14 protein-coding genes are annotated in these 15,083 nt (G+C 71.9%); 4 read left to right on the top strand and 10 right to left on the bottom strand.

Features of this window, described 5'->3' with window-relative positions; genetic code table 11:
- Positions 1-161: 161 nt before the first annotated feature.
- Positions 162-434 (top strand): DUF1876 domain-containing protein, encoded by a 273-nt coding sequence (locus tag ACIOD1_RS31730; RefSeq protein WP_365626256.1) that lies wholly within the window; start codon positions 162-164, stop codon positions 432-434.
- 97 nt (positions 435-531) lie between these two features.
- Positions 532-1,260, top strand: coding sequence for a hypothetical protein (locus ACIOD1_RS31725; RefSeq protein WP_401906218.1), 729 nt, complete (start codon positions 532-534; stop codon positions 1,258-1,260).
- Here the strand turns inward: ACIOD1_RS31725 and ACIOD1_RS31720 are convergent.
- From ACIOD1_RS31720 to argS, 6 genes are all read right to left on the bottom strand, one after another.
- Positions 1,252-1,722 (bottom strand): hypothetical protein, encoded by a 471-nt coding sequence (locus ACIOD1_RS31720; protein ID WP_401906215.1) that lies wholly within the window; start codon positions 1,720-1,722, stop codon positions 1,252-1,254. The genes ACIOD1_RS31725 and ACIOD1_RS31720 overlap by 9 nt on opposite strands.
- Positions 1,719-2,228 (bottom strand): RNA polymerase sigma factor, encoded by a 510-nt coding sequence (locus ACIOD1_RS31715; RefSeq protein WP_365626265.1) that lies wholly within the window; start codon positions 2,226-2,228, stop codon positions 1,719-1,721. The genes ACIOD1_RS31720 and ACIOD1_RS31715 overlap by 4 nt, the downstream gene beginning before the upstream one ends.
- Positions 2,225-2,683 carry a DUF3995 domain-containing protein gene (locus ACIOD1_RS31710; RefSeq protein WP_401906212.1) on the bottom strand — a complete coding sequence of 153 codons (459 nt, stop codon included), beginning with the start codon at positions 2,681-2,683 and terminating at the stop codon, positions 2,225-2,227. Before ACIOD1_RS31710 ends, ACIOD1_RS31715 begins: the two co-directional genes overlap by 4 nt.
- A gap of 97 nt (positions 2,684-2,780) precedes the next feature.
- Positions 2,781-3,578, bottom strand: a complete 798-nt coding sequence (locus tag ACIOD1_RS31705) for a VOC family protein (RefSeq protein WP_365626493.1) — start codon at positions 3,576-3,578, stop codon at positions 2,781-2,783.
- A gap of 152 nt (positions 3,579-3,730) precedes the next feature.
- Positions 3,731-5,317: a hypothetical protein gene (locus tag ACIOD1_RS31700; protein ID WP_401906209.1), complete on the bottom strand. Its 1,587-nt coding sequence runs from the start codon at positions 5,315-5,317 to the stop codon at positions 3,731-3,733.
- 191 nt (positions 5,318-5,508) lie between these two features.
- Positions 5,509-7,302: an arginine--tRNA ligase gene (gene argS / locus ACIOD1_RS31695; protein WP_365626274.1), complete on the bottom strand. Its 1,794-nt coding sequence runs from the start codon at positions 7,300-7,302 to the stop codon at positions 5,509-5,511.
- A gap of 271 nt (positions 7,303-7,573) precedes the next feature.
- On the opposite strand from argS, the gene lysS reads away from it, so the two are divergent.
- Entirely contained in the window at positions 7,574-9,310 is a 1,737-nt protein-coding gene (gene lysS / locus ACIOD1_RS31690) for a lysine--tRNA ligase (RefSeq protein WP_365626277.1), read from the top strand.
- A gap of 73 nt (positions 9,311-9,383) precedes the next feature.
- Here lysS and ACIOD1_RS31685 read toward each other — a convergent pair whose 3' ends face one another.
- The 3 genes from ACIOD1_RS31685 to ACIOD1_RS31675 all read right to left on the bottom strand — a co-directional run bounded on the left by ACIOD1_RS31685 (position 9,384) and on the right by ACIOD1_RS31675 (position 12,797).
- A complete protein-coding gene (locus ACIOD1_RS31685) occupies positions 9,384-10,775 on the bottom strand; it encodes a DUF2637 domain-containing protein (RefSeq protein WP_401906206.1) in 1,392 nt (463 codons plus the stop codon).
- A 110-nt stretch (positions 10,776-10,885) separates the two neighbouring features.
- The gene (locus tag ACIOD1_RS31680; protein ID WP_365626283.1) at positions 10,886-11,725 is read right to left on the bottom strand and encodes a DUF3558 family protein; all 840 of its coding nucleotides are present in this window, start codon (positions 11,723-11,725) and stop codon (positions 10,886-10,888) included.
- A 157-nt stretch (positions 11,726-11,882) separates the two neighbouring features.
- Complete coding sequence (locus ACIOD1_RS31675) at positions 11,883-12,797, bottom strand: DUF3558 domain-containing protein (protein WP_401906204.1); 915 nt, start codon at positions 12,795-12,797, stop codon at positions 11,883-11,885.
- A 182-nt stretch (positions 12,798-12,979) separates the two neighbouring features.
- Here ACIOD1_RS31675 and ACIOD1_RS31670 point away from each other — a divergent pair, with 182 nt between their 5' ends.
- Positions 12,980-14,173, top strand: coding sequence for an RtcB family protein (locus tag ACIOD1_RS31670; protein ID WP_401906203.1), 1,194 nt, complete (start codon positions 12,980-12,982; stop codon positions 14,171-14,173).
- Here the strand turns inward: ACIOD1_RS31670 and ACIOD1_RS31665 are convergent.
- A complete protein-coding gene (locus ACIOD1_RS31665; RefSeq protein ID WP_401906200.1) occupies positions 14,163-14,981 on the bottom strand; it encodes a hypothetical protein in 819 nt (272 codons plus the stop codon). The genes ACIOD1_RS31670 and ACIOD1_RS31665 overlap by 11 nt on opposite strands.
- Between the last annotated feature and the right edge of the window lie 102 nt (positions 14,982-15,083).

Raw genomic sequence — 15,083 nt, 5'->3', positions numbered from 1 at the left:
CTCCGCCCCCCGCCCCTCTCTGCTTTCAACCTCCCCGTCCGGTGCCCGCGCGTGTGTGAGCGGGCGCCGGACGTGCACCCGGCGGGTGCCTGATCGACTGGCCCCGGCCGGGCGCCGGGAGCACGCTGGGGGGAGAAACGAGACTGTGGAGGTGATCTTCCGTGTCCACGCTCGTCGGGTGGCATGTCGAGATGGAGTTCACCGAGGAGGGCGCCCGCACCGGTGCGGCGGCCCTGCTCCGGCTCGGTGACGGTACCGAGATGAGGGCGCGCGGCTACGCCATGCGCCATCCGTCCGACCCGGAACAGCTCCGGGTCGGCGAGGAGATAGCGGGCTCGCGGGCCCTGATGGACCTCGCGGGCCAACTGCTCCAGAAGGCTCACGGAGAGATCGACGAGGCCACCGGGAGGCACTCGTACCCCTTGAACCACTGATCCCTCACTTTCGCTCAAGTGTCGTGAATATTCGGGCAGTTGCTCGATGGGGCGATATCGTGCCGGGGACACGGCGCGAACGCCTGGGGGCAGCGGCATGACCATCTCCTTCGTTGGGAACTTCCTCACCGACGACATCTGGAAGCGCGCGCACATCCAGTTCCTGGCGGCCGACCGGGCCGCGGAACCGAAGGACGCGGCCTGGGGGCTGTGGGACGAGGACCCGCAGGCGATCGCGTCCGTCCAGGACCCGTTGGACCAGCCGCTTGCGGCCAAGCTCGCCGGCCACCGCGGTGTCGCGGTGATCGTCCTCGGGTCCTACGCCCCGAAGCCGGTCGGAGGCACGGCGCTGCTGGGCCTGACGGAGTCCGGCGAGCCCGAGCCCCTCACCTTCGCGACCGCCGGAGACGTACGCGCCTGGCGCGAGCGCAATCCCGGCGGACGGTTCGCCGTCAAGGTGGGTGTGCAGGCGTACCGGGACATGCGCCACCCCGGCTTCCTCGTCGAGATCCTGACCCACGAGCTGGCCGCACACGTGGAACCCTTCGTGGACTTCCTCAATGCCGAGGACATCCTTCCCGGCATCGCCACGCTGGCCTCCGAGGAGGAGCAGCACGCGGAGCTGCACACCGGCAACGCCCGCTACCGGCTCATCGGGGCGTCCTACCTGGAGCGCTTCCCCGAGGAGGGCAGCGGTCCCGAATTCTGCGTCCGGATGCAGATGGACACCGCCGCCAACGCGACGCTGCCCCCTGGCATCGGGCTCGTCCCGGCGCGCCACCGCGGGGACCCCTTCGACCAGGCGGGGCGCGGCGACTCAGTCTGACCCGCGCTGCCCCGGGGCCCCGGCCAGCAGGGCCTCCAGGCGGGTCGCCGCCTCCTCCAGCTCGCGGAGGGCCCCGAACGGGACGATCGCCGCGCGGCCGGGGACCCGTACACCGCCGGTCAGGGCGATCCGGGTGCCACCGCCCGGCTCGGGGGCAGCGGCCATCCCTATGATCAGGAACCTGCTCTGGAGCCAGCACCAGCCCGGGCGCGCGAAGCCCCGCAGGCGGGCCCGGAACCCGTGACGGCTGCGGGCGAGCGCCTCCACCCGATCGCCGTGCGTCCGGACCACCCGCACATGACGCATGTCCGGTTGGAAGGCGCCGAACCCGCCCTCCAGGTCGCCCATCACCGACCACACGGTCTCCACGGGCGCGGGCAGCACCCGTTCGACCACGCGGGCACCGGGGACACCGGCGGCCATGACGCGCAGCCGCCGTACGGAATCATCGGGGTACGTCATGAGGACCACGCCTTCCGGAAGCTGGAACGGGCCCGGCTGAGCCGGGACTTGGCGGTGCCGGGCGCGATGGCGAGGAAGGCCGCGGTGGACTCCTCGTCCAAACCCTCCACGTCCCGCAGCACGAGGACCGCCCGGTGGTCCGGGGAGAGCCGGGCCAGGACGTCGGCGATGTCGGCGGCCAGTTGCGGATCCCCCCGCTCGGGGACCTCGGGCAGCTCGGCGGGCCGCGCCCGAGCCGCCCGGCGGGCGGTGCGGACGGCCTCGCGCACCGCGATGGCCCGCACCCACCCGTACAGCGCCTGGGGATCCTTGAGGGAGCGCAGGGAGGTGAAAACGGCCACCAGTGCCTCCTGCGTGGCATCGGGGCCGTCCGCCAAGGCGATCGGCTCGCAGATCCGGGCCACGTACGGGGTGAGGTGGTCGAGCAGCTCGTGCAGCGCGAGGGTGTCTCCGGCGCGGGCCGCCCGGGCCAACGTCACGCCCCGCTCCCGGCGTTCGACGCTCATGGGGAGACCTTCTCCCGGCGGGGGGCCTTCAGGACACGCAGGGCCGCGAAGGCGAAGCCCAGACAGAGGGGTGTGTACAGGAGCAGGTTCAGCCCGTGGAAGAGCGGGGACGCGGAGTCGATGGTCGCATCCGGACCCAGGGCCCACATGGCCCCCACGAGGCCTCGTGTCCCCAGACCGACCGCCACGGCACCGGTGACGAACGCGGCCGGCCGCCCGCCCCGCCCGAACGTGCGGGCCCCCACCGCCGCCGAGGCGGTGAACAGGGCCGCCGCCAAGGGCAGTACGACCTGCGGGGTGAACGGCACCTCCGTACCGAGCACGGCCAGCGACAGCGTTCGGGCGTCGCCGGCGGGCCAGGTCGAGCCGGTGGCCCAGTACAGGTGGACGAGACCGTCGGCGGCGAGGAGGCCGGCGAGGGCCTGTCCGGCGCGGCGGGTGATGAGGTCGACCATGAGGTGCTCCCCGGGGTGTTGGTGGTGTGAGAAAGAACTGACACCCCGAGGAGGAGGTGGGCGCCGGAAAGGTTCCCGGGGCCGTGTCACCAATTTTTCAGACGGACCGCTCGGGTTCGCGCGCCGTGATCACCGAGAAGGCTCCGCCCTGGGGGTCGGCGAGTACGGCCATGCGGCCGGCCGCCATGTCGAAGGCGGGGGCGAGGACGCTGCCGCCGGCACGGACGGCCGCGGCCTGGACCTCGTCGACGTCGTCCACGTGGAAGTACGCCTGCCAGTGCGGAGGGACCCCGGGCGGGAGTTGAGCGAGGTCCATCATCCCGCCGACCGCCCGGCCGGCGACCTGGAACTCCGTGTACCCCTCGGCGCCCGGCATCTCCGATGCGGCGGTGGTGACGGGCAGGATCGCCGAGTAGAACGCGGCGGCGGCGGGGATGTCGCCCGTGGTCAGCTCGCTCCAGATGAGCGCGCCGTGCTCGTTGACGATGCCCGCGCCGTCGAAGGTGCCGGCCTCCCACAGGCCGAAGACGGCGCCGGTCGGGTCGGCGACCACGGCCATCCTCCCCAGGTCCATGACGTCCATCGGGCCCGCCAAGACCTTGCCGTGCGCGTCGGTGAGGGCCTTGACGGTGGAGTCGAGGGAGTCGGTGGCCAGGTAGGTGGTCCACACGATCGGGGGCATCGGGTCGGGGACGGTGCCGTCCGGGCTCATCGCCTTCATGATTCCCGCGACCGGCTTGCCCTTGAGGGTGCAGACGGCGTACCCGCCCGTCTCGGGCGGGCCGACCTCGCCCTGCCAGCCGAGGAGGTCGCGGTAGAAGTCGATGGCGGCCTGCTGGTCGGGGACCATCAGGTCGATCCAGCACGGGGTGCCGGGTTTGTAGGGGCCGTTCATATCGGGCACGGATGCCTCCGGAAGGCGCTGGGGGAAGGACGGGCCGTCCCCTACCCGGCCCGTGGGGCTTGAACCGAGCCGTACGGGTGACGGGCGGGGCCCTGCGGGGCCCTGCGGGGCGAGCGGATGGCGCCGGGGCTTGGTGGTCGGCGTCAGGTGGTGGTGCGGCGGCGGTGGCGGCCCGTGCCGGCCGCGAGGGCGACTCCGAGGGCCACGCTGAGGCCGGCGCCGCCGAGGGCCCAGCCGGTGGCGCCGCCGGTGGCGGCGAGTTCGCCGAGCGGCGCCCCGCCGACCGGCTGCGCCCCGCCGTTGGGCACGGGCGCGTTGCCGGCGCTGCCGGGGATGCCGCCGGGGGTGCCGGGGATCCCGCCGGTGCTGCCGGGGGTGCCGGGGATCCCGCCGGTGCTGCCGGGGGTCCCGCCGGGCGTGCCACCCGGTGTCCCGCCCGGGTCCGTGCCGGGGGTCCCGCCCGGCGTGCCGCCCGGGTCTCCGCCCGGCGTGCCGCCCGGCGTTTCGGTGGTTGGGGCCGGGGTGAGGAGGGTGGTGAGGTGGCGGGGGGAGTGGGAGGTGGCCCAGGGGGGCGGGGTTTCCGCGTCGACCTGGGACGTGCCCCAGGAGAAGAAGGACACCGACCCGGTCGGGGTGTCGGCGGCGAAGCGGACGCGGACCTCGACGTCGAGGACCTGACCGGCGGCGACGGGGCCGTCCGTGAGACCGGCGGCGAAGAGGTAGCCGTCCTCCTGCGCCAGGACCTCCAACGGCTGCCAGGTCGGCGCGCCGTCGGCGCCCGCGCGCCGGGCCTCGACCGAGATCTGTGAGGCCTCCATGGAGACGAAGTCCGGTCGCGCCACGACCAGTCCCGTCGCGAACGCCGCCAGCGCCCCCTTCCCGGTGTTGTCCACGCGGACCGTGAGGTCCGTCCAGTCGCCGCCCGCCCGCATGTCCGCCGGTACCCCGCTCACCGTCAGGGCGGGTCCCTCGACGTGGAGGGGCTCCTCGTCACCGCCGGGTGCGCCGGTGATCCTCGTCGCGTACGAGGACGTGGGAGAGGTGCCGGTGGTGTTCCCGACGCGGTTCGCGCCGTCCGCCGTCAGGTCGAACGGCACGACCGGGGTGCCCGCGGCGAAGCCGATCCTGACCTCGATCGTCCGTACCTGACCGGCCGGCACCGACGCTGCGGCGCCCAGGGCGTACCGCAGGGCGGGCGCCGCGTCGGGGTCCTGAGTCCGGGGGGCGGCCTGCCAGGCCCCGCCGGCCGTGCGGAACTCCACGTCGACGTGGGAGGGCAGGAACGCCCCCGAGGGCTGTACGACGCCCAGCACGGGCGTGTAGCCCGGCACGGTGACGTGCCCCGAGTTGTCGACCGTCACCGTCAGCGGCGTCCAGCTCCCGTCGGCCGGGAAGCCGCCCTGCGGTACGCCCCGTACGGTCACCTCGGGGCCCATCAGGAGCCGTGCCGAGGGCTCGGAGTCCTCCCCCTCGACCCCGACGGCCCGCGTCTGTCCCCGCGTCTGCCCCGGTGCGGGCGCCTGCGTCTCCGCCGTCCCGGGCTCCGCCGTCCCGGGCTCCGCCGTCCCGGGCTCCGCCGTCCCGGGCTCCGCCGTCCCGGGCTCCGCCGTCGGTTCGGCGTCCGGCACCGTCGCCGACGGCTGGGTTTCGGCCATCGCGGGCGCCGCCATCAGCAGCGTTTGACCCGCCACCGCAGCCGCTGCCACCACCATCATGCGCTTGAGCTGCATGTTTCTTCCCTCCCCGGGCTCCGAACGCACGCCCGGACCCACCCCGAACCGCTTGGAACGCGCCCAGGCTAGTGAGAGGGGAGGGGCCGGTAGAGGGAAACGCGAATCCGACATGCGTACGGCCCCGCCCCCGGCAACCAGTGCCGGGGGCGGGGCCGTACGCGTTCACCCGGCCGAGCGCCGGGTCACCGTCAGAGCTTCTCGGGGGTGCGGATGCCGAGGAGCGACATGCCCTTCGAGAGGGTGCGGGCGGTCAGCTCGCACAGGAACAGCCGGTTCTCGCCGACGACGAGCTCCGGCTGGGGCTTGACGACCGGGCACTCGGTGTAGAACGTCGTGAACAGCGAGGCCAGCTGGTAGAGGTACGCCGCCACCTTGTGCGGGGCGTAGTCCGCGGCCGCCTCTTGGACCAGCGTGCCGAACGCGTCAAGGTGCAGGCCCAGCGCACGCTCGGCCGGAGCCAGCTCCAGTTCCGGGTGGGCCGCCGGGGAACGGTCGCCCGCGTTGCGCAGGATGGACCGGATCCGCGCGTACGCGTACTGGAGGTACACGGACGTGTCGCCGGTCAGCGACACCATCTGGTCCAGGTCGAACTTGTAGTCGCGCGCGGCGGAGGTGGAGAGGTCCGCGTACTTGACCGCGCCGATGCCGACCTGGAGGCCGTTGTCGACGATCTCTTGCTCCGTGAGCAGGCCGCGGTCCGCGTCCTTCTCCCGGACCACGGTCGTCGCCCGCTCCACGGCCTCGTCGAGGAGGTCCACGAGGCGGACGGTCTCGCCCTCACGGGTCTTGAACGGCTTGCCGTCCTTGCCGAGGACCGTGCCGAAGGCCAGCTGGACGGCCTTGACGTCCTCGTTCAGCCAGCCGGCCCGGCGGGCCGTCTCGAAGACCATCTTGAAGTGGAGCGACTGGCGTGCGTCCACCACGTAGATGAGGGTGTCGGCCTTGAGGTTGCCCACGCGGTCGCGGATCGCGGAGAGGTCGGTCGCGGCGTAGCCGAAGCCGCCGTCGGACTTCTGGACGATCAGCGGGGTCGGGTTGCCGTCCGGGCCCTTGTGCTCGTCGAAGAACACGCACAGGGCGCCGTTGGAGCGGACGGCGACGCCCGAGTCCTCCAGCAGCTTGCACGTCTCGACCAGCATGTCGTTGTAGCCGGACTCGCCGACCACGTCCGGGTCCTGGATGTCCATGTCCAGCTTGTCGAAGACGGAGTAGAAGTAGATCTTCGACTCGTCGACGAACCGCTGCCACAGCGCCAGGGTCTGCGGATCGCCCGCCTGGAGGTCCACCACCCGGGCGCGGGCCCGCGTCTTGAACTCCTCGTCGGAGTCGAAGAGGACGCGCGAGGCCTTGTAGAGGCGGTTCAGGTTGGACATGGCCTCCTCGCCGGAGACCTCGCCGCCGGCGTCGCCCTCCGAGGAGTGGTCCAGCTCGTGCGGGTGCTCCAGGAGGTACTGGATGAGCATGCCGAACTGGGTGCCCCAGTCGCCGATGTGGTGGCGCCGGACCACGCTCTCGCCCGTGAACTCCAGGATCTCCACCATCGCCGCGCCGATGACGGCCGAGCGCAGGTGGCCGACGTGCATCTCCTTGGCCACGTTCGGCTGCGCGTAGTCGATCACCGTGGTGCCGGCCGTCGGGGACAGCGGCACGCCGAGGCGGTCGTCGGCGGCGCGGGCGGCCAGGGTCTCGATGATCGCCCGGTCGGCGACGGTGATGTTGAGGAAGCCGGGTCCGGAGACCTCGATCTCCTTGATCAGGTCGCCCTCACCGCCGGTGGGGATGCCGTCGACCACGGTCGTCGCCAGCTCGCGCGGGTTGGCCTTGGCCTTCTTCGCCAGCGCCAGGATGCCGTTGGCCTGGAAGTCGGCCCGGTCGCTTCGTCGCAGCAGCGGGTCGGTCGCACCGGCCTCCGGCAGGGCGGAGGCGAGGGCGTCCGCGACGCGCTGTTCGACGGAGGAAGCGAGGGAAGGGACCGAGGCCATGAGCTGCCGTTCCTGTGAGGTCGTGCCTGTGGGTGCACTTGGGTGTTCCGACAAGTGCCGAGTATCCCACGAGGAGGCCGGCCGCCTCCCGGGATATCGCGGGCGGGCCGGTGAGCGGAGCGGCGGGCGTTCCGGCGGGTGCGGGGGCGGGTGCGGCGTGTGCGGGGGCGAGCGCGCCGGCGGGCCGGCCGGTGGGTGGGCGCAACCCCGGAGCGTCTCCTTCCGTCTGGGAGAATGGCCGAAGCCAGCATTCGAGATAGAAGGACGTGTCGTGGCTCAGAGCGCTCAGAGCAGCACAGAGACCGATTGGGTCTCCCGTTTCGCGGACGAGGTCATCGCCGAGGCGGAGCGCCGAGCGCCGGGCAAAACCGTCGTCGTCGCGTCCGGCCTCTCCCCCTCCGGCCCGATCCACCTGGGCAACCTCCGCGAGGTCATGACCCCGCACCTGGTCGCCGACGAGATCCGCCGCCGCGGCATCGAGGTCCGGCACCTGATCTCCTGGGACGACTACGACCGGTACCGCAAGGTCCCGGCCGGCGTCCCCGGCATCGACGATTCGTGGGCGCAGCACATCGGCAAGCCGCTGACCGCCGTGCCCGCCCCGGCCGGGTCCGCGTACCCGAACTGGGCCGAGCACTTCAAGGCCGCCATGGTCGAGGCCCTGGCCGAGCTGGGCGTCGAGTACGACCCCATCAGCCAGACCGAGCAGTACACGACCGGCGTCTACCGCGACCAGGTGCTGTTCGCGATGAAGCACCGCGCCGACATCGACGCGATCCTCGACCAGTACCGGACCAAGCAGAAGCCGGGCGGCAAGAAGCCCCAGCAGAAGCAGGTCGACGAGGCCGAGCTGGAGGCCGCCGAAGGCTCGGGCGCGGCCGCCGAGGACGACGGCAGTGTCGGCGAGGGCGGGTACTTCCCGTACAAGCCCTACTGCGGTCGGTGCGGCAAGGACTTCACCAAGGTCACCGCCTACGACGACGAGACGACCGAGCTGACCTACGTCTGCGCCGAGGACGAGTTCACCGAGACGGTCGCCCTCTCCGAGTTCAACCGCGGCAAGCTGGTCTGGAAGGTCGACTGGCCGATGCGCTGGGCCTACGAGGGCGTGATCTTCGAGCCCTCCGGCGTCGACCACTCCTCGCCCGGTTCGTCCTTCCAGGTCGGCGGGCAGATCGTGGGCATCTTCGGCGGAGAGCAGCCGATCGGCCCGATGTACGCCTTCGTCGGCATCTCCGGCATGGCCAAGATGTCCTCCAGCAAGGGCGGGGTGCCCACCCCCTCCGACGCGCTGAAGATCATGGAGCCGCAGCTGCTGCGCTGGCTGTACGCCCGCCGCCGCCCGAACCAGTCCTTCAAGATCGCCTTCGACCAGGAGATCCAGCGGCTCTACGACGAGTGGGACAAGCTGGAGGGCAAGGTCGCCGACGGCTCCGTGCTGCCGGCCGACGCCGCCGCGCACGCCCGCGCCGTACGCGTCGCCGCCCACGAGCTGCCCCGCACCCCGCGCCCCCTGCCGTACCGCACGCTGGCGTCGGTCGTCGACGTCACCGCCGGGCACGACGAGCAGACCCTGCGGATCCTGACCGACCTGGACCCGACGCAGCCGCTGACCTCCCTCGACGAGGTCCGCCCGCGTCTGGACCGCGCCGAGAACTGGATCACCACCCAGGTCCCGGCCGACCAGCGCACCCTCGTCCGCGAGGAGCCCGACACCGAGCTGCTGTCCTCGCTGGACGACTCCGGGCGGGAGTCCCTGCGGCTGCTGCTGGAGGGACTCGACTCCCACTGGTCCCTCGACGGGCTCACCACCCTGGTCTACGGCGTGCCGAAGGTCATGGCCGGCCTGGAGCCCGACGCCAAGCCGACGCCGGAGCTGAAGGTCGCCCAGCGCGAGTTCTTCGCGCTGCTCTACCGGCTGCTCGTGACCCGGGAGACCGGCCCGCGCCTGCCCACCCTGCTGCTCGCGGTCGGAGCGGACCGGGTGCGCAAGCTGCTGGCGGCGTAGGCGTCCGACGCAGGAAGGGCCCGCATCCCCGAGGGGGTGCGGGCCCTTCCGCGTGCGCGGGGGTGCCGGTCGGTCAGGCGGGGGAGATGAAGTTGTTCTCCAGGTCGCGCTGGTAGCGCTGCTTGAGGCCCGGCAGCATCGACTCGATGATGGCGACGCTGTCCGGGTGGATGAAGCCGTACCGCTCGGTGAGGGCCTGGTTCAGCTGCTGGGCGCTGGGGTTGGCGTTGTACGCCTCGTCGTACGCGCGGAACGCCTCGTACGCCGCCTCCTCGAACTTCTCCTGGTCGACGGCCTCGTCCGCCTCGTCCGCGGAGGCCGTCTCGAACGCCGCGTCGGCAGCGTCCGCCGGGTCGGCCCCGGTGCGGGGCGCGGGCACGGGCGACCCGGTCTCCGGACCGGACGGGGGCATGACCGGGATGGGCTCCAGGCCCTCGACGTACTGGGGGTTGTAGTCGCCCTGGTACGCCGCCTGGGGCGCGAGCGGCCCCGCGAACCAGGCGCTGTTGTGGGCCGCCGGCATCGCCGTCGGGTCCACCGCGACGGCGGACGGGGTGGGCGCGACCGAGGCGCCGGTGGCGGCCTGCTGCGTGGCCTGCGGCTCCGGCTGGGCGCCCTGCGGGGCCTGTGCGCCCTGCGGGGGCTGCGTCGACCCTGCGGGCTCCGCCGTCGCGGGCACGGGGGCCGCGGCCAGGGCGGGCGCGGGCTGGGCGGGAGCCTGTCCCACGGCGGGAGCGGCGGCGGGGGTCACCGCGGCGGCCGGGGCCAACAGCGCGGGCTCGATGCCCGCCGCCGCCAGCCCGTCCGGGACGGTCTGCGACAGCGGCACCCCGATCCGGGCCAGCCGCAGCGGCATCAGCGCTTCCACGGGGGCCTTGCGGCGCCAGGCCCGCCCGTACCGGGCCTGGAGGCGGGCCTGGTAGATCAGCCGGTCCTGCTCCATGGAGACGGCCTGCTGGTAGGAGCGCAACTCCCACAGCTTCATCCGGCGCCACAGCTTGAACGTGGGGATCGGGGACAGCAGCCAGCGGGTGATGCGGACGCCCTCCATGTGCCGGTCCGCGGTGATGTCCGCGATCCGGCCGACCGCGTGCCGCGCCGCCTCGACGGTGACCACGAACAGGATCGGGATCACCGCGTGCATGCCCACGCCGAGGGGGTCCGGCCAGGCGGCCGCGCCGTTGAACGCGATCGTCGCCGCGGTCAGCAGCCACGCCGTCTGGCGCAGCAGGGGGAACGGAATGCGGATCCAGGTCAGCAGCAGGTCGAGCGCCAACAGGACGCAGATGCCCATGTCGATGCCGATCGGGAACACCAGCGAGAAGCTGCCGAAACCCTTCTGCAGGGCCAGGGCGCGCACGGCCGCGTACGAGCCCGCGAATCCGATGCCCGCGATGACCACGGCTCCGGCGACCACCACACCGATGAGTATCCGGTGCGTACGAGTCAGCTGCATCGCGGCCACCCGCGGTCCCCTCCCCTTGACGTGCTACGGCAGCCACAGAGTACGGGTGACTCGATGTCACCCGTTCCGTAGGCCCCCTCGGCGCCCTGCCGCCCGCCTGTCGCGGGCTCCTACTGCTCGGCCGAGGCCGAGGCGGAGGCGGAGGGCTTGGCCGACGTGGACGGGGAGGAGGACGGCGAACCGGACGGGGCCGGGGCCTGGCCCGCGTCGCCCTCGGAGGCACCCGGCTTGTTGGCGGCCTCGACCGCGGAGACCGTCTCGCGGACCGCGGCGATGGCGTCCTGGAGCAGCTTGGCCTGGTCGGGGGCGCCGGCGCCCTCGTAGGCGGCACCGTTGTAGTCGAGGGTCAGGACGACGTTGTGGGTGCGGACCACGACGGTGTTGTTGGAGAAGTCGACGTCCTTCTTGGAGGCGAATACGACCGAGGTGCCCTGGTCGCCGATGCCGCCGGCCTCCTCGACCTTGACGTCCTTCGCACCCTCGGTGCCCTTGGCCGCCTCGATCTGCTTGTTGTACTGCTCCTCGGCGCGCTTGTCGCCGCTGCCGAGGGTGGCGTGCGAGTCGTAGCGGACCATGGAGACCGAGAGCCAGCGGTACTGCGAGCCCTTCGTGCCGTCCGTGTCGAGGCCGTTCCAGGAGCAGCTGGCGCGGCTGGCGAGGTCGTTGGACTTGGCGGACGTACCGTTCTTGTCCTTCGCCTCCGGGACGATCGACTCGATGGTCTTCGCCGTGACCGCCTTGCAGGGGTCCGGGAGCTTCGAGTACACCGCCTTCTCCAGCGGGGCCGCGGACTTCGCGCCGGCCTTCGGGGAGGAGGAGGACGAGGACTTGCCGCCGGAGCCCGAAGCCGAGCCCTTCCCCGAGTCGGAGGAGCACCCGGCGACGGTGAGTATCACCGGGACGGCTGCGCAGGCGAGGACGCGGGTGAGGCGCGAGGCTGATCGGTGCATGGTTCCTTCAGACGTTGGGGTCTTCTTGGGTCATCTCGCGGACGCGTTGGCGACCGCGGTCAGGGGCACGGGACCCGAGCAACGGTAGCCCGACCGGGCGGCCGGCTGCTGTGCCCGCCGTCACGCCGGGCCCGTGGGGGCCCGGCCGACGGGTCCGTCACTCGTTGAAACGCTCGGCCAGGGCGACCGCCAACTGGCGCGCCTTCTCCTGCGTTTCCGTGCTCGGGGGGACCGCGGCGGCGCCGGACGGCTGGACGCTGTACTCGACGGTGACGATGACGTTCGAGGTGCGGAACACAATCCGCACGGTCCGGGTCTGGGCGGCGGTGGCGCCGGCCGGGCTCAGCTTGTCCTCCAGGAACGCCTCGTCGCCCGGCTCTTCGAGGACGCGGGAGCCGAGCTCGGGCGGGGCGGTGGAGGAGGGGGACCCGGAGGGGGACGCGGAGCCGGAGCCGGAGGGGGAGCCCGAGGCCGCGGGTGCCTCCGGGGGCGGGGAGGCCTGGGGTGAGGCGGGGTCGCTGCCGGTGGGGGTGCCGGTGGGGGGCGGGGTGGGGCTGTCGGGGCTCGCGCCGGGGCTGTTGGTCGGGCCCGGGAAGGGCAGGTGGGCCTCGGTCAGCCGGCGCACGAAGACCTGGTGGGCCTTGTCGTCGTCGCTCGCGGTGGCCCGGTCGTACGAGACCACGCGCTCGAAGTCGACCGACAGCAGCAGGGTGCCCGTGGGCGCCTGGGCGCTCCAGCGGCAGCCGACGCGCCGGTCGCCGTCGAAGGAGGGGTCGGCGGTCCCGGCGTAGAGCTGCTCGCGCTGTTCGGCGCTGAGCGAGTCGTCGGCCGGGAGCATGGCCTTGAGCTTCTTCCCGTCGGCCGCCTTGCAGGGTTGGGGCAGGCTGCGGTACTTCCCGGGCTGGGCCGGGACGGCGGTGCTGCCGCTGTTCTTCTGGTCGGTCGCGCCACCGAGTCCGCCGCTGTCGGTGCAGCCGGTCAGGCCGGTGACGGCCGCCGCGAGGGCGGTGAGCATCGCGATGCCGGGCAGGACCCCGCGACGTACCGCCTTGCGCTCCACGTGCACTGGCACCCCTTGGCTCCCTTGTTCCCTTGTTCCCTTGGGAAAACCCGTTGCCTCGACTTGGGCACGGATGGACACAATGTCTATCGCACACGCTGGTGCCGGCGCCGGTCCGATGTCGTCTTTGGGGCCAAGAGCGAGGCTTTTTGCGTTTTCTGACTTTTCCATGGTTTTCGGGGGATTGACGTCATATGTCGTATGTAGAGGTACCGGGGGCTCGGGTCCCGATCCGGATGTGGACGGATCCGGCGTCGGTCGAGGACAGCGCGATGCGTCAGCTCCAGAACACGGCTGGTCTGCCGTGGATCAAGGGCCTGGCCGTGATGCCGGACGTGCACTACGGCAAGGGCGCCACGGTCGGCTCCGTCATCGCCATGAAGGACGCGGTCTGTCCGGCGGCGGTCGGGGTGGACATCGGCTGCGGCATGTCGGCGGTGAAGACCTCCCTGACGGCGAACGACCTGCCGGGAGACCTGTCGAAACTCCGATCGCGGATCGAGCAGGCCATCCCGGTGGGGGCGGGCCTGCACAAGGAGGCCGTGGACCCGGTGAGGCTGTACGGCTTCTCGGAGTCCGGTTTCGGGGATCTGTGGGAGCGGTTCGACTACGTCGCGGACGCGGTGAAGTTCCGGCGGGACCGGGCGTTGCGGCAGATGGGAAGCCTCGGAGCGGGCAATCATCACATCGAAGTCAATCTGGATGAATCGGGCACGGTGTGGCTGACGTTGCACTCCGGCTCCCGTGGAATCGGCAACCAGCTCGCCGAGCACCACATCGGCGTCGCGCGTGCGCTTTCGCACAACCAGGGTCTCGTGGACCGGGATCTCGCGGTCTTCCTCGCGGCCACCCCCGAGATGGACGCGTACCGCAACGACCTCTACTGGGCCCAGGAGTACGCGAAGTACAACCGCGCGGTGATGATGAGCCTGATGAAGGAATCGCTCCGCAAGGAGTTCCGCAAGGCGAAGGTCTCCTTCACGCAGGAGATCAGCTGCCACCACAACTACGTGGCGGAGGAGCGGTACGAGGGCATGGACCTGCTGGTCACGCGCAAGGGGGCGATCCGTGCGGGCGGCGGGGAATACGGGATCATCCCCGGCTCGATGGCGACCGGTACCTACATCGTGAAGGGCCTCGGGAACAAGGCCGCCTTCAACTCGGCGTCGCACGGCGCCGGCCGTCGGATGAGCCGGACGGCGGCGAAGAAGCGGTTCACGGCGCGGGATCTGGAGGAGCAGACCAAGGGCGTGGAATGCCGCAAGGATTCCGGGGTCGTCGACGAGATCCCGGCCGCGTACAAGCCGATCGAGCAGGTGATGGAGCAGCAGCGGGACCTCGTGGAGGTCGTGGCGAAGCTCCGGCAGGTCGTCTGCGTCAAGGGCTGAGCAAGGGGGCCGGCGGAGGGGTGAGCGTCACCTGGCCACTCCGGATCCGCCACAGCCGCATGGTGCAGCTCTGCGGGGTCCTGTCCAGGGCGGCGGCGGCCCTGTCCGGATGGCCGAGGCGGATCAGCTCGCGGTCCTCGCGCGCCGTCCAGCGGCGCCGGGGCGGAGCGACCCTCATGTCCGGTGGGCGCACCCAGGTCTGGATCGACTCGGCGTTGGCCTTCTTGTGGGGGACGGCCAGGCAGCCGTCGTAGTAGAAGTGGGCGGCCAGTCGCTGTGCCGTCTCTTTGTAGTAGCAGATGTTGTAGACGCCGTCGCGCGCGTTGCGGGACATGGTGCGGGCCGTTCCGGTGACCTTCTTGGCGTAGTGGCACAGGTAGGCGGCGAGGGCGGTGCTCGCGGATGTCAGCGCGAGGTAGGGGTACCCCTGTGCGGTCCAGCCGAGGGATCCGTCCGCGTCGATGATTCCGCGAAGGTAGTCGGGGCGCGAGAACTCCCGTCGCGGAGGCCTGATGGTGAGGGACTTCTTGCCGTAGGGCATGCCGAGTTCGTTGAGGACGGCCCTCGCCTCCGCTGCGTAGAGGCTCCACGTGGCGGAGTGGTGCTCCGGGGAGAAGTTCGTGGCCCGGACGCGCTCGGTGATCGAGCTGTAGTGCGGCGTGAGCCGCTGGAACGCGCGGAGGATCTCGATGTCCCGCGCGTTGATCTCGACGGTGAGCCTGCCCTTCTGTCCGACCCTGCGCGCGAGGTGCCCGTCGGCTTGGAGAAAGCCGAACATGTAGGCGTAGCAGGGTATTTGGAGGTCCATGAAGTGCGTGGGGGCGCCTAGGGTCCTGGTCAGCCATGGGGAAGCCCTTCTTCCTCGTGCCGAGGCCCTCGGCCGGGACTGCCATCCCGGTCGGGGGCCGTT

This window comes from Streptomyces sp. NPDC088097, assembly GCF_044741845.1.
In the GTDB taxonomy this organism is placed as follows: Bacteria; Actinomycetota; Actinomycetes; order Streptomycetales; family Streptomycetaceae; genus Streptomyces.
The sequence above is the reverse complement of the archived record's forward strand: the minus strand, read 5'-3'. Positions and strand labels throughout refer to the sequence as shown.

Bases quoted from the DNA above. Each gene is read 5' to 3' on its own strand.
- ACIOD1_RS31725 (WP_401906218.1), top strand. From the start codon at position 532: ATGACCATCTCCTTCGTTGGGAACTTCCTCACCGACGACATCTGGAAG.
- ACIOD1_RS31715 (WP_365626265.1), bottom strand. From the start codon at position 2,228: ATGAGCGTCGAACGCCGGGAGCGGGGCGTGACGTTGGCCCGGGCGGCC.
- ACIOD1_RS31705 (WP_365626493.1), bottom strand. From the start codon at position 3,578: ATGAACGGCCCCTACAAACCCGGCACCCCGTGCTGGATCGACCTGATG.
- ACIOD1_RS31665 (WP_401906200.1), bottom strand. From the start codon at position 14,981: ATGGACCTCCAAATACCCTGCTACGCCTACATGTTCGGCTTTCTCCAA.
- ACIOD1_RS31680 (WP_365626283.1), bottom strand. From the start codon at position 11,725: ATGCACCGATCAGCCTCGCGCCTCACCCGCGTCCTCGCCTGCGCAGCC.
- ACIOD1_RS31710 (WP_401906212.1), bottom strand. From the start codon at position 2,683: ATGGTCGACCTCATCACCCGCCGCGCCGGACAGGCCCTCGCCGGCCTC.
- ACIOD1_RS31720 (WP_401906215.1), bottom strand. From the start codon at position 1,722: ATGACGTACCCCGATGATTCCGTACGGCGGCTGCGCGTCATGGCCGCC.
- argS (WP_365626274.1), bottom strand. From the start codon at position 7,302: ATGGCCTCGGTCCCTTCCCTCGCTTCCTCCGTCGAACAGCGCGTCGCG.
- ACIOD1_RS31700 (WP_401906209.1), bottom strand. From the start codon at position 5,317: ATGCAGCTCAAGCGCATGATGGTGGTGGCAGCGGCTGCGGTGGCGGGT.
- ACIOD1_RS31670 (WP_401906203.1), top strand. From the start codon at position 12,980: ATGTCGTATGTAGAGGTACCGGGGGCTCGGGTCCCGATCCGGATGTGG.